We start from the raw sequence: 14,262 nt of genomic DNA, 5'->3' as shown, positions 1-14,262 counted from the left end.
TATTCGACCAAGTATGGTGAAACTAAATGTCTCACTGCATTGCAAGAGTTGGAGCCTTCCACTTGGGCGAGTCGTGGAGAAAGTGCTGCGCCAGCATGGCCCTATACGCCCCACCGATGGGCAAATTGTGGTCGTTGACGTCGTAGCTGCGGTTGTGCACCATGCAGGCGGCCATAGCCGGCGTTTACATCCGCCCTGCCGGCATTATTGCGTGGTCAAGGCATTATCCCGCTGATCGGAGTAAAGGCCGCTAGCCCCAACAGCGCCCGAGCCTGAGCTACGCTGGCCACTGGGCGGTCATATTCCTCGCACAGCGTGGCCACCTGGCTCACCAACGCGGCGTTGGATGGAGCTAGCGTGTATTTGTCGAGCCGCACATTGTCTTCCAGACCCGTGCGGCAATGGCCACCGAGTTCCAGCGACCAGCGTGCCATGGTGATCTGGTCGCGGCCTATGCCAGCGCCAGTCCAAGTAGCATCGGGAACAAGTCGATGCAGGGTGCGCACGTAGAATTCGAGTACGTCATGATCGACAGGCATCGCGTTCTTGATGCCCATGACGAACTGGATATGCAGCGCACCCTCGATCTTGCCAGCCTGCTGCATTGCCGCCGCCTGGAAGATCATTGAAAGATCGAAGGCCTCAATCTCTGGCTTGATTCCATAGGTCTTCATCTCCGCGGCTAGCCAGTCAACCAAGTCCGGTGCGTTGTCGTAGACGCGAGTCGGGAAATTGACCGAGCCTGTGGCAAGCGAGGCCATGTCTGGCCGCAAGGACAACATCCCGCCACGCTCTTTTCCCGCGCCAGAACGGCCTCCGGTCGAGACTTGCGTGATCATTCCCGGAGCGTGTTTGTGGATGCCGTCCAGCACCCGGGCGAAACGCTCAGGATCGGACGATGGCGTCTCGTCATCGTTGCGCACGTGCAAATGGACAAGTGTGGCGCCCGCCTCGAAAGCGGCTTGCGTGGCCTCAACTTGCTCGCTAACGGTGATTGGTACGGCCGCGTTGTCCTTCTTGCGTGGCAGCGAACCAGTGATGGCGACAGAGATGATGCAAGGCTCATTCATTCAAGAACTCCGAAATGGGGGGCGCAAGAATCCGGCGAGAGTAGGATCAGACTCGTTGCGCGAAGAACTGCAAGCGCAAGCGCTTGACTTTGCTAGCAGTCGGAATCGACGGATACCGAAATAGCGAATGCCGCCAAGATCGGCGGCATTCGCATCCCGCTTTGCCGCCGATCTCGATGATTCGGGAGTGGCGATGGCGTTAGAACCAGTGCACCATTCCCGTATACACACCCTGCTGACTGGAACCTGCGAGCGGCCTGTTGTTGCCAGCCTCTGCAGAGAAGGCTGCATTGCCACCGTTCAGAACCGTACCGACGGTGCCGTACAACATCGTTCTCTTTGACAGATAGTAGTTACCTCCCACCGCCAAGAGCGTGCCGTTCCCACCTGCATTATTGCGATTCGCACGATATGCGCCGCCAATCAGCACCAGCGCCGGCGTTGCCTGGTAATTCGCTCCGACCCAGAACAGTTGCTGCTTGGTCGCCCCCGTCGGATTGTCTGCGGTCGCCACCGTATTGGCGCCGGAGCGGGTCAGCGCATAGCCACCATAGAGTTTCAGATCGCGGACTTGATAAGCCGCCCCGGCTGCGTAGAGCTTCGATGCCGTGTACAGGCTGTTGAATCCACCATCGGCATCTCGTATTTCCTCGTAGAGCCCTTTGACGACTAGCGGCCCGCTTTGATAGCTAATGCTACCTGCCAGTTGCCTGCCCGAATTGAACTGGCCTGCTGTGCCGTTCAGGCCTGCCTGGCCGCGGAACGACAATCCACCCCACAGGGGCGAGTTATAGGTAATGGTGTTGGCTCGCGACCCCCAGATACGGCCATTCTGCAGTGTCCCAAGGCTCGTAGCCTGATAGCCCATCGGATCGACTGCCGAAATCTCGCTGTCCGGCAATCCCATCGCGCGTCCGAGCCACAAGGAACCATAGTTGCTGCTTGCCAGGCCGACATACGCGTAGCGATTAAACAGGCTGTTTCCCGTTTGGCCGTTGTCGGTGGCAAAGGCGCTTTCCAAGTTCATCACCCCGCTCAGGCCTCCGCCGAGATCCTCCTTCGCGCGAAGTCCCCACCAGCTTGTCCCCCAATTTCCCCCTGCATAGCGCAACGTATCGGCGTGGCCACCACCACTTTGTGCGATCTTGTTCAGGTAATCGACGCCGCCCGTGATACGGCCGTAGAGGGTCACGCTACTCTGCGCGTTCGCGGCCCCCGCCATGCCCAACGAGATCAGGGACGCCATGGCGCCTGCAAGCACCGGGTTCAGCTTCATCAACATGATTCTCCTCCAACGCAATCTTCTATCTCTTGTTAGAATTTGGATATCCAACGCATCTCAAGCAGTGTCACCGGCATTGATGTGGGTTGCCCCGATTCGCTGCTGCTGTTGACCGATAAGGCCAATGGCCATCGAAGTGGCCGGCGCGATGCGACTTTGGAAATCCAGACAATACGCCCCCCCCCAGCAATGCATGTCAGGCGCTGGATTCAGGGCGGTACGACTTTTCTGGCCGAAAAACGGCAATCACGCGTCAATTCATTGCTTCGACCTCCTTTTCACGGAACATCGCCTTCTGGCGACTACCCGCTTGCTGCTCTGCCGCTGTTTTTTTGCAAAGAAGGGACGAGCTTCTCCCACCCATCGTCAATTGCTCGATGGCAAAGGCGGGAAGAATGCGCACCTCTTAATGCGTAGGCGGGGCACCTTCCCAGGCACGTTGAAGCAGTTCTCGGAGCGGTATTGCTTCCATCGGACGCGGATTCCAGTACGCATTGCTCAGCGCCAATTCGCAGGCCCGATCAAGGTCGTTCTCGCGCATGCCAATATCGCGTAGCGCAACAGGAGCGCCCAGTTCGACCGCCAGGTCGAACAACCCTCTAGCGGCATCCACGCGATCGGCTGCGCGTGCGATGCGATGCATCGCGTCCGGAGCGGCGGCCGCGTTGTAGGCCAGCGCATGCGGCAACACAATGGTGTGCGTTTCCGCGTGGGGCAAATTGAACGTCCCACCAAGCGTATGGCACAACTTGTGATGCAGCGCCATACCAACATGGCCCAGCACCGAACCACACAGCCAAGCGCCATACAGGCACTCGCTTCTTCCGTCCAGATCCGACGGATTGCGGGCGATGGTCCGCAGGCCCGTGAGCATCCCGCGGATGCCCTCCTCCGCCATCAGACTCATGATGGGATTGCCATCCTTCGCATAGAGCCCTTCAGCGGCATGGGCGATGGCATTGAATCCGCTGACGATAGACAACTTGAGGGGCAGGCCCGTGGAAAGCTCCGGGTCGTAGATGACGACTTTCGGCAGGACGCGGGCATCCCTACCGGTCTTCTTCAAGCCGGCCTCCGTTATGCCGTAGATCGGGGTCATTTCGGAACCGGCATAGGTCGTCGGTAAGGCGATGATCGGCAGCGACGATTCCAGCGCGATCGCCTTGCCCAGACCCACCGTCGATCCGCCACCAACCGCCACGGCACAATCGGCCGATGCGCCGTCAGCGAAGGCCCGTGCCTTTCGGGCGACCTCGATCGGCACATGCATCTGCGCCCCCGCAAACACGCCGGCGCAACGGCTGCCGAGGGTGTCAGCAACCTGTTCGCCCTGCTCGCGCTGTTCGGGCGTGCAAAGGACGATAGCCCGCTGCGCCCCAAGTTCAGCGACATGTTGCGCAAGCCCCCGCGAGGCGCCGGCCTTGAAGATAACCCGATATGGCAAAGACGTATAGACAAAATCGCGCATGATGAACTCGCCGCAAGTTGTAATAGGAAGCCGTTCAGATGTAATCGACCTGATGACGCGCAATCCGGCGGTCACCCAGCGCTTCCCGCACGCGAAGATGCTCAGGATGGGACGCATAAGCAGCAAGCGCGGTCGCGTCTTCGAACTCGGTGTAGAGCACCAGGTCGCAGGCATAGTCAACGCCGGAGATATCCATACCGACTTCCAGTTTTCGCATTCCGGGGATCTTGCCGATCAGCCCCTCGAACTGGCTCTTTACGAGCAAGGCCGTTTCCTTCTTGAGGGCCGGCGTATCCCCGTGGACGTTCCACATCACGATGTGCTTGATCATGTTCACCTTCAGGAATTCAGGGATGAGTGGGTCCCGCAGCCCCGGAGTCCAGGGCCGCAAGGAAGCGGTTGCAAGAAAATTCGGCGTAACGTAGCGGGTCTTGCGTCTGTTGCCGACAGACGTCGGCTTACGCCTTGTTTTTGTTGTAGACGTCGACGAAAACGGCAGCAAGCAGCACGATGCCTTTGATGACCTGCTGGTAGTCCACACCAATCCCCAAAATGGACATGCCGTTGTTCATGATGCCCATGATGAATGCCCCGATCACCGCGCCCATGACCTTGCCGACACCCCCGGAGGCCGAAGCGCCGCCGATAAAGCATGCCGCGATCACGTCAAGCTCGAAGCCTGTGCCTGCCTTGGGCGTGGCGCTGTTCAGCCGCGCCGCGAAGATCAGGCCCGCCAGCGCAGCCAGCACGCCCATGTTGATGAAGGTCTGGAACGTGATCCGCTCGGTGTTGACGCCGGAGAGCTTCGCCGCCTTGGCGTTCCCGCCCACCGCGTAGATGCGTCGGCCAAAGACTGTCCGGTTCATCACAAACGTGTAAGCGGCGATCAGCACCCCCATGATGATCAGTACTGTCGGCAAACCGCGATAGCTCGCCAGCAAGTAGGTTGAAGCCAGAACCAGACCGGCGAGCACCAAATTGCGCAGCAGGAACACGAAACTGGAGCCCACGGCCATTCCATGCGCTGCAGCTTTGGCGCGGGCACGCAATTCGATCATCAGGAACGCTGCTGCGAGCAGGACGCCGATCAACAGCGACGTCACACGGAGGTTCTGTCCGTGGAAGAAATCAGGAATAAATCCGGAACTCATTGCCCCGAACTGGTCGGGGAATGGTCCGACAGACTGTCCTTCCAACACCAGGATGGTCAGGCCGCGGAACACCAGCATCCCGGCAAGCGTAACGATAAACGATGGCATCTTCCAGTACGCCACCCAGTAACCCTGAATTGCGCCGATGGCAGCCCCGGCCACCACACACAATGCGATTGCGACGAATGGGCTGACGTCCTGCTCGATCATCAGCACCGCGGACAATGCTCCAATAAAGCCGGCCACCGAACCGACGGACAGGTCGATATGGCCGGCCACGATGACCATCAGCATGGCAAGCGCCATGATGACGATATAGCTGTTCTGCAGAATCAGGTTGGTCAAGTTCAGGGGCTGGAGCAGCACGCCACCTGTCGACACCTGGAAGAAGACGATGATCACCAGCAGCGAGATCAGCAGACCATACTCGCGAGCGCCGCCCTTCAGTGCTGCCCTGATGCCCTCCAGACTCGAGGGAGCCCCCTGCAACTTGGATGCGGACTTATTCATTTCAATTGCCTCCATTTCTTACGATTGCCCGCATGATCGCTTCCTGGCTTGCGTCCTCTGCCGAGAACTCTCCCACAATGCGACCTTCGTTCATCACGTAGATCCGATCGCACATGCCCAGAAGTTCAGGCATTTCAGATGAGATCATGACCACGCACTTTCCTTCTTCCACCACCTGGTTGATGACGGTGTAGATTTCGTACTTCGCGCCTACGTCAACGCCCCGCGTTGGCTCGTCCAGGATCAGCACGTCCGGTCCGGCGAACAGCCATTTCCCAAGGACCACCTTCTGCTGGTTGCCTCCGGACAGGTTTCCGACGGCCTGGGAAACCGTGTGGCAGCGGATATGCAGCTTACGGCGGAACTCCTCTGCCACCACCGCCTCGCGATGCTCGTCGATCACACCGGAAGCCGATACCGCCCCCAAGTTGGCGAGGGTGATATTCCTGACAATTGAATCGTCCAGCAGCAGCCCGCAGCCCTTCCTGTCTTCCGTCACGTAGGCAATGCCACTCTCGATAGCCTTGCGCGCACTGGAGACATCCACGGCCCGGCCCCCGACGAAGACCTCGCCTTGAATGCCACGGCCGTAGTTGCCACCAAAAATGCTCATGGCGAGTTCGGTGCGTCCCGAACCCATCAGACCGGCGATCCCAACGACCTCTCCCCGCTTGGCGTAGAGACTGACGTCCTTGATCATCATCCGGTCGTCCTGCGTGGGATGCCGGACGCCCCAGTTCCTGACTTCAAACAGTCTCTCTCCCAAGCGCGGCTCACGACGTGGATACCGGTCCGCCATATCACGGCCCACCATGGCCTTAACGATGCGGTCTTCGTCAACGTTGCTCCCCTTGCAGTCGAGCACATCGACCGTCGCACCATCACGGATGATGGTGATGGCATCGGCCACCCGCGAGATCTCATTGAGCTTGTGGGAAATGATGATGGCCGTGACGCCGCGCGCCTTCAGGTCGAGCAGCAGGGACAGCAGTTTCTCGCTGTCGTTGTCGTTGAGGCTTGCCGTCGGTTCATCGAGGATCAGCAGCTTGACGTCCTTCGACAGCGCCTTGGCGATTTCCACGAGTTGCTGCTTGCCGATGCCAAGTGCGCCGACTTCCGTAGCCGGGTCATCGGCAAGGCCAACCTTACGCAAGAGCTCCCGTGTCTTCGAATACGATGCTCCCCAGTCGACAATGCCGTTCCTTGCCCGCTCATTGCCGAGAAAGATGTTCTCGGCGATCGACAACATAGGAACCAGGGCCAGTTCCTGGTGAATGATGATGATGCCGATGTCCTCGCTGTCGCGGATACTAAGGAACTGCCGAAGCTGCCCGTCGTAGTGGATATCACCTGCGTAAGACCCGTGCGCATAGACGCCACTAAGGATCTTCATCAGGGTGGACTTACCCGCACCGTTCTCGCCGCAAATCGCATGAATCTGTCCCCGCTTTACGTCGAGACTGACGTTCTTGAGCGCCTTGACGCCACCAAAGCTCTTCTGGATCTCGCGCATCTGCAGGATCGTTTCTCCGCCCATCGCAGTTGTCCCCCTATCTCTCACACTCGGACGGCGTGCCTGCAAAAAGGTGAGCACGCCATGTGTTCGTCTGCCGCGCGTGCATGGCATCGACGGCGGACGCGTACCCCTTACTTCAGACGCGATTCGGCGTAGAAGCCGCTCTTCACGAGTAGTTCCTTCCAATTGGAGGAGTCGACGAGAACCGGTTTGACCAGGTAAGTCGGGATGACCTTAACCCCGTTGTTGTAGCTCTTGGTGTCGTTCACGGGCACCGGTTTTCCGGCCAGAGCGGCGTCCACCATGTCGGCCGCCATGCCGGCGAGCTGCCGCGTGTCCTTGAAGACCGTACTGGTCTGGTCGCCGCGAATAATTGCCTTGATGTTTGGCAAGTCGGCATCCTGCCCCGTGACCACGGGCATCGGCTGCTGCGGGGAGCCATAGCCGACCCCCTTGAGCGATGAGATGATGCCGATCGCCGTGGCATCATTAGGCGCCCAGACCGCGTCCAGGCGTGTGTTACCGTAGTACGCGCTCAGCAGGTTGTCCATGCGCGACTGTGCGGCAGAGCCTTCCCAACGATAAGTCGCGACTTTCTCCAGTGCGGTCTGCTTGCTGCGCACGACAAACTTCCCGCTGTCCAGGTAGGGCTTAAGGACCGACATCCCGCCGGCATAGATGACATGGGCATTGTTATCGTCGATCGACCCGCCGAAGATCTCGATATTGAAGCTTTTTGCGTTCTTTTTCTGGAAGCTCGACACGATGCTCTGTGCTTGCAGCACGCCAACCTGATAATTGTCGAAGGTGGCGTAATAGTCGACGTTCTTCGTTTGCGCGATCATCCGGTCATAGGAGATGATCTTGATACCCTGGCTCGCGGCACGCTGGAGCACGTCGGACAGGGTCTTGCCATCGATCGGGGCGATCACCAGTGCCTTTGCTCCTTTGGTAATCAGATTTTCGATCTGGCTGACCTGAGTCGGAACGTCATATTCCGAGTACTGAAGATCTGTGGCATAGCCCTTTGCCTTCAAGCCAGCCACGATGTTCTGGCCGTCCGAAATCCAGCGCGCTTCCGACTTGTTCGGCAGCGCGATGCCTACGAGCGGCTTGGCCTGGGCAAACGCTTGTGAGGCAAGCGTGCCGGCGCACAGGGAAACGGCGGCGGCGGCGATCTTGAGGGGATTCATGTTTTTGTCTCCAGTCTGTTGTTTGATTTACCGCCAGCGCCGCCATAACAAGGTGCGCCGACGGGGAACTACGCCATCCGATCAGGCATTGAGAGATACTTCTGCGCCCGCTTCCTTCGATGAGGCAAACAAGGCCTCGATGACACGGCTGATGTTGTAAGCCTGGCTCGCAGGCACCACCGAAGGCGTACCAGCGCGCAATGCACCAAAGAAGGCCTCTGCCTCGCGGTCGAAGTACGCGGGATTACCGATCTCCGCGAGTTCCGGGGAGTACTCGGTCTTTCGTACTGCCCAGATCTCGGGAAAGCTTGTTTCCTGCCACTCGGTCCAGCCTTCCGGATACAGCCCTTTTCCCGAGTCGTAGAGCTTGTAGCTCGCGGGCAACGAGCGGGCCGACATGATGCCTTCGGTCCCGTAGGCAGTAATGTCCCAGCTTTCCGTCCATGGCAGTACGTCCCAGGACATGAAATCGATCACCACGACCTTGTCCGGATAGTTCAGCACCGCGCCGGCGGCATCCTCGCGCGATTCCGGCCCGCGATAGTCGGCGAACTTGTGGATCCGCGCGTTGACCGACTTCGGCATTCCGAAGTGCATCAGGATCCGGTCAACCAGATGGCAGCCGATGACAAACACCGCACCGCCGATATCACCAGGCTGGTTCATATGGCTGGTCGCCGCTTCGTCGTGCGAGCAACCACCATGCGCACGGACCTGGAGCACCCGACCAAGGCGGCCGCTCTCCAGCGCCGCCTGCATCGCGTCGACAGACGGTGCGAAGCGCCAGCAGTACCCGACCTGCACCATGCCGCTGGTGCGCTCGACCACATCGACGATGCGCTTTGCATCGACAGCACTGCGTCCCGCCGGCTTCTCGCACAACACCGCCTTGCCGGCTTCCAGCGCCTCGATCGTCAGGTCCGCCATCTTGTCGCTCTTCGAGTGGACCAGAACAACGTGGACATCGGGATCTGCGAGGATTTCCTCCTTGCTCCGGCTTTGCAGGCCGAAGGCTTCGGCAAAGGGCGTCAGCAACGGGCTGTTATCGTAGGCGCCCAGCATGCGGGCATCCTTGCGGCGCAGGATCGCCTTCACCCGGCCCGAGGTGTGTGGATGGGTGATGCCAAGGCACGCCACTCCCAGTACTTCGTGGTTGATGGGCTTTCTCATGAATGGTCTCCTCCGTTCAGCGGGGCTGTTATCCGCCCCGGTTGGTCAGCCGATTGGTCAGACCTTGACAACCTGCCCGGTGCGGACAGATTCGAGCGCGCAGTCCGCGAGGCGCAGCGCCTGCAGTCCGTCGTTTACCGTGGTCGGCATGGGCGCATTTGCTGCGACGGCCGCAACGAATGCTTCCAGCTCGTTCTTGTAGGCCTCGACATAGCGTTCGAGGAAGAAGTTGAGCAGCGGCTCCCGGGCGTCGGTGGTCGTCGCGCTCCAGCGGCGGATCGTGGACGCGCGCAAGTTGTCCTGAAGCAGCATGCCCTTGGCGCCGAACACCTCGAACCGCTGGTCATAGCCATACACGGCCTCACGGCAGCAGTTGATATGGCACTGCTTACCCGAGGCAGTCTTCAGCTGGACCATCACCGTATCGTAGTCAGCCACGTCTTCCAGAGTCCGATCGACGAGACGGCTTCCCATCGCCATCACCTCGATCGGTTCCTCGCCCAGCAACCAGCGCGCCAGATCCAGATCGTGGATCACCATGTCGCGGAAGATGCCGCCGGAGTGCAGCACATAGTCGCGCGGCGGCATGCCGGGGTCGCGGCTGGAGATAACGACCTGACGGATCTCACCGACTTCGCCGGCGTCGATCGCTTTGCGGAAGGCCTGCGAGGTCGGGTCGAAGCGGCGATTGAAGGCCAGCATGACGCGCCCATTCTGGCGCTCCACTTCCCGCGCGGCAGCGATCGAGCGGCCCATATCGAGGTCGATCGGTTTTTCGCAAAGCACGGCCTTGCCCTGCTCGACCGCCTGCAGCATGAATTTGATGTGCGTATCGGTCGGCGTGCCGATCACGATTGCGTCGACGTCGTTGCGGGCAATAGCCGCGTCGCAGTCTGTCGTGGCTTCGCAGCCGAGTTTTGCGGCCAGGCTGCTTGCGGCCTCCGCAAAGGGGTCCGCCACGACGACAAGCTTGGCATCGGGGCAAGCTGCCACGTTGTGTGCATGAATCTTGCCGATGCGGCCAGCACCAAGTACTGCAATTCGGATCATGTTCGTCTCCGGAGGGATGAAATGTGGCGCATCTTCCGCGCCACAGCGTTGCTGTCAGGTCAGATCGTCACTAATTAGGCTGCCGGCTTGGCCGATCGGACTTTTGCGGCCTCGAACTGAGCCATCGTGCTATCGAACGCACGCTTTGCCATCACGTCGAGCGGCAGGCGGCGGAAATGCTCAGAGATGATCTCCACGCCGTAGTAAGGGCCCGTAAAGCCTGCCGCCTGCACGGCCTGGATGAATGCGGGCGGATCGAACGATCCTTCACCGCAAAGCCGGCGCTGGAAGCGGGTGTCATCGAACAGCGTTCCCTGAATCTCGTCCACAGCGTCGTCGAGTTCGACCGATTTCAAGAAACGCGCCGGAATCCGCGCAACGTCTTCGTAGGAGCCGCCACCGCGGCAAACGTGCCAGTTGTCCACCGTCAGTCCGCCGTTCGGCTGGTCGGCGGCTTCGACGATCGCCAGTGAGTCGGCAATGCCACGAATCGGCGAAAATGGCATGAATTCGAGCGAGACCGTCGCACCGACTTCGGCAACGTCCTGGCACAGCTTCGCAAACTCATCCGCCATCTTTGCTTTGCTCGGCGGATTCTGGTCAAGATGGCTCGCGCCGATCTTGAGGTTCCTCATGCCCAGCGCACCGCCGAGCTCGATCACGCCGCGGCGGAAGGCGTCGGATTTGATCCGGCGCTCGTCATCGGTGTACCAGTCGACCAGGATCTCAAGCTCGAAATGCTTGATCCCGTTGTCGCCGAGGATATGCCTGACGCCGGCCAGCCCCTGCTTGTCGATGGTCGCCTGCAGGTCGCTAAGGACCAGGCCAAGCCCTGTCCAGCCCGCCTTTGCAGCGGCTGCCGCGCGGTCCTGTAGTGGATAGGGACTGACCTCGCTAGGGGCACAGGGGTAGACGTCGCCAGCTAGGGTCCAATAGGCAGCCAGCAGGTCGATTTGGGATGCGCTCATGTCTAGAGACTCACAGAAGAGAAAACAACAACTTCGGCACGCTGCGTGTTGCCAATGACAGGATGCCGGGATAAAACATGGCAGTACGGAGGCGCGGTCAGCGCGCCAGTGGCGCCAGGGTGAAGTCCCATGCAACCGACCAGAACGGCGCCGTCAGGCCTGCGCTTTCCGCTGCAGCGGGATCTTCGATCCGCCGGAAATCCGCGACCAACTCACGCTTCACACCGAACACGGCGTCCTGGCGCAGATAGGGGCAATCGGGGGTGAAGATATGCGTGATCACGGGCTCGTAGCCCGGAGCCGACACGATGAAATGCAGGTGCGCGGCGCGGTTGGGATGTCGCCCGATCTTCTCCAGCAGTTGCCCGACGGGTCCGTCGGACGGAATCGGATAGTGGCGGGGCTTTACCGACCGGAACCAGTAATTGCCTTCGGCATCGGCGGTGAACGTACCGCGCAAATTGGACTCCGGCTGGATTCCAAGCTGCTGGACATCGTAGAAGCCGTCGTTGTTCGTCTGCCAGACTTCGAGCTTCGCGTGGGGAACTGGGTTGTTCGCCGTATCGACGACCCGGCCCGACACAATCAGCGGTTCGCCTTTGCCGTCGAGGCAAATGTTGTGACCGAGTTCATAGCTGGGGGAATTCTCCACATAGAACGGCCCCAGGATCGTGTTCGGCGTGGCACCGCTCGGTCGACGATGGTTGATGGCATCTACCAGCATCGAGACGCCGAGCACATCGGACAGCAGTATGTATTCTTGGCGCCACTCGTTGCACATCTGGCCGGTCGCGGTGAGGAACTGAATCGCCGCAAGCCATTCGGCATGGGTCGGTTCAATTTCTTTGACCGCCGCGTGCAGGTGCTTAACGATCACTTCCATGACCTGACGCAACCGCGAGTCGACCTGAGCTCCCATCCGCGAATTGACCACTGCGTCAGAGCCCGCTTCCTCGAAGTATGGCAGTTCATCGGCCACCGAGGCATGTGCGGCACGTACATCCTGATTCATGCTGTCTCCAAAATATTTGTATTAGATGTTCAAATTTCGACCGTGAACGCAGTATATATTCGCAATGAACGGTGAAAAATGCGCACGCAGCAAATGTCCTTTGCGTTCATTGGGAAAATCATGGCCACAGAAGTGGCTCATCCCATTGATTATTTTCATATAGAGCAACAAATATAGGTATTTCTTTAACATAATTGTTTATATCGGAGGTAAAGCATGGACCCGTTCCGGGAAATCGATCTATTTGTGCATGTGGCGGACTTGGGCAACATCAGCCGAGCGGCGGATGCACTGAACCTGTCGATCTCCGCCGCCAGCCGCTTGCTGGCCGGGCTCGAGGCGCGTTTGGGCGTGAAACTGATACAGCGCACCACCCGCAGGCTGTACCTGACCGAGATCGGCGAGGAGTTCTACAGGCGGTGCAAGTCCATCCTGTCCGAAATGCGGGAGGCCGAAGAAATCGCCAGCGAAGCCGCAGTCAATCCGACTGGCCTGCTCCGGGTCTCTGCCTCGCTCTCCTTTTGCATGCTTCATATCGAGCCCCTTCTGCCCGAGTTCACCTCACGCTACCCCGACATCACAGTGGATGTCGTTTCCGCAAACCGCTATCTGGACATCATTGAGAACGGCGTAGACGTGGCGATCCGGACGCGGCCGTTCGAAGTCGACAGCAATATCACCATCAGGCGACTGGCAGAAACGCGTCGCATCTTCGCCGCGTCGCCCCAGTACCTTGAGCGGTACGGCACCCCGACCTCGCCTAACGACCTGAAGACTCACAAGATGCTTATCTACACATATGCGCTAAATCCCGAAGAACTGGCGCTGAAGCGCGGTAGCAGCTCCGTGCTCATCAAGGTTAAGCCGGCCTTGTCGGCCAATGACGGTCAGATTGTTCGGCGCGCGGCCATCGATGGCATGGGTATCCTCGTTCAGCCCAAGTACATCGTTTATGCTGACCTGCAGGCAGGGACGCTTGTACCAATCCTGGACGACTGGGAACTGCCCCGCCTGACCATGAACATCGCGTTCCAGACGCGTACCCATCTGCCAGCAAAGGCCCGTCTGTTTATCGAGGCCTTAACCGAGCATTTCCGTGTTAACGATTTCGAGCGCCTGTGGACATCATAGGGCGGATGTCAATCTGCACGCACTTGGTAACACGTGCCTAAATGGTCAATCTGCGATGAGATAGGTCTCAGTGACGATAACAGCGCGCCTCTCAGAAAGAGTCCGTCTCGGAAAAGGCTGGTGTCTCGGCGACGCGCTGAGAGATGACTCTGCAGGTTTCCAGTAACGGTTGCACATAGGCTTGCAAAGGATCTTCCTTTTGGCGGAAACGCAAAGTGCTGACGCTGATTGCGGCATTGGGCTGCCCTTGACGTCCAAAGATGGCTGCGCCAAAACAATAGATACCAGCTTCCTGTTCTTCCTCGTCAACTGACCAGACACGACTGCGTATATTGACCAGTTGGGCGCGCAGGCCAGCTAGTGTGGCGATGGTATTGGGTGTGTAGCGAGTGAAGGGACGTGGCAACTCCTGCAGCAACTTATCGCAGGCGATGTCGTCGAACGCGGCGAGATAGGCCCTCCCTACCGCCGTTGAGTGGAGAGAGACGTTTGTTCCGAGACGCGAAGTCATGCTCCACACCGCGGCGAATAATGCCGGCGCAGTTCACCAGGATGCCCAGCGTGAACAGGTTCCCGAATAGGGCAGCCACATCGGCTTCGCTGCTCACGTCTGCCTGGCAGACGTCGACGCGGGCGTCGAGCGAGCCGTCGCACCAGTGACAACGGCATGCTTGCCCTTGAAGAGGTCAGGCTGGAAAGTCATGGGGATCCAAAGAAAAGAGCCGTGGCGGCAGGCAGTCA

Annotated in this window: 13 protein-coding genes; 1 reads left to right on the top strand and 12 read right to left on the bottom strand. The window is 59.4% G+C overall.

From position 1 onward, the window contains the following. Positions 1 to 215: 215 nt before the first annotated feature. From AC07XB_RS30625 to AC07XB_RS30575, 11 genes are all read right to left on the bottom strand, one after another. Positions 216 to 1,070 carry a 3-oxoadipate:acetyl-CoA acetyltransferase gene (locus AC07XB_RS30625; protein WP_492831210.1) on the bottom strand — a complete coding sequence of 285 codons (855 nt, stop codon included), beginning with the start codon at positions 1,068 to 1,070 and terminating at the stop codon, positions 216 to 218. Between the two features lie 199 nt (positions 1,071 to 1,269). Continuing rightward, complete coding sequence (locus AC07XB_RS30620) at positions 1,270 to 2,346, bottom strand: porin (RefSeq protein WP_492831226.1); 1,077 nt, start codon at positions 2,344 to 2,346, stop codon at positions 1,270 to 1,272. A 412-nt stretch (positions 2,347 to 2,758) separates the two neighbouring features. Further along, positions 2,759 to 3,820 (bottom strand): maleylacetate reductase, encoded by a 1,062-nt coding sequence (locus AC07XB_RS30615; RefSeq protein ID WP_492831211.1) that lies wholly within the window; start codon positions 3,818 to 3,820, stop codon positions 2,759 to 2,761. 34 nt (positions 3,821 to 3,854) lie between these two features. Then, a complete protein-coding gene (locus AC07XB_RS30610; protein WP_492831212.1) occupies positions 3,855 to 4,151 on the bottom strand; it encodes a Dabb family protein in 297 nt (98 codons plus the stop codon). A gap of 127 nt (positions 4,152 to 4,278) precedes the next feature. Further along, on the bottom strand, positions 4,279 to 5,496 hold the full coding sequence (gene mmsB, locus AC07XB_RS30605) for a multiple monosaccharide ABC transporter permease (protein ID WP_492831213.1): 1,218 nt from the start codon (positions 5,494 to 5,496) through the stop codon (positions 4,279 to 4,281). Further along, on the bottom strand, positions 5,483 to 7,018 hold the full coding sequence (gene mmsA, locus AC07XB_RS30600; protein ID WP_492831214.1) for a multiple monosaccharide ABC transporter ATP-binding protein: 1,536 nt from the start codon (positions 7,016 to 7,018) through the stop codon (positions 5,483 to 5,485). Before mmsA ends, mmsB begins: the two co-directional genes overlap by 14 nt. Before the next feature lie 110 nt (positions 7,019 to 7,128). Further along, entirely contained in the window at positions 7,129 to 8,190 is a 1,062-nt protein-coding gene (gene chvE / locus AC07XB_RS30595) for a multiple monosaccharide ABC transporter substrate-binding protein (protein ID WP_492831215.1), read from the bottom strand. Between the two features lie 81 nt (positions 8,191 to 8,271). Then, positions 8,272 to 9,360: a Gfo/Idh/MocA family protein gene (locus AC07XB_RS30590; RefSeq protein ID WP_492831216.1), complete on the bottom strand. Its 1,089-nt coding sequence runs from the start codon at positions 9,358 to 9,360 to the stop codon at positions 8,272 to 8,274. A gap of 57 nt (positions 9,361 to 9,417) precedes the next feature. Then, positions 9,418 to 10,410, bottom strand: a complete 993-nt coding sequence (iolG, locus tag AC07XB_RS30585) for an inositol 2-dehydrogenase (RefSeq protein WP_492831217.1) — start codon at positions 10,408 to 10,410, stop codon at positions 9,418 to 9,420. A 74-nt stretch (positions 10,411 to 10,484) separates the two neighbouring features. Next, complete coding sequence (locus AC07XB_RS30580; RefSeq protein WP_492831218.1) at positions 10,485 to 11,378, bottom strand: sugar phosphate isomerase/epimerase family protein; 894 nt, start codon at positions 11,376 to 11,378, stop codon at positions 10,485 to 10,487. A gap of 97 nt (positions 11,379 to 11,475) precedes the next feature. Then, positions 11,476 to 12,390, bottom strand: a complete 915-nt coding sequence (locus AC07XB_RS30575; protein ID WP_492831219.1) for an intradiol ring-cleavage dioxygenase — start codon at positions 12,388 to 12,390, stop codon at positions 11,476 to 11,478. Between the two features lie 216 nt (positions 12,391 to 12,606). Here AC07XB_RS30575 and AC07XB_RS30570 point away from each other — a divergent pair, with 216 nt between their 5' ends. Further along, a complete protein-coding gene (locus AC07XB_RS30570; RefSeq protein WP_492831220.1) occupies positions 12,607 to 13,521 on the top strand; it encodes a LysR family transcriptional regulator in 915 nt (304 codons plus the stop codon). 91 nt (positions 13,522 to 13,612) lie between these two features. Here the strand turns inward: AC07XB_RS30570 and AC07XB_RS30565 are convergent, their stop codons facing one another. Continuing rightward, complete coding sequence (locus AC07XB_RS30565; protein ID WP_494752813.1) at positions 13,613 to 14,032, bottom strand: IclR family transcriptional regulator; 420 nt, start codon at positions 14,030 to 14,032, stop codon at positions 13,613 to 13,615. Positions 14,033 to 14,262 lie beyond the last annotated feature (230 nt).

This window comes from Cupriavidus sp. GW821-FHT02F09 (genome assembly GCF_059421605.1).
This window is presented reverse-complemented; position numbering and strand designations above follow the sequence as displayed.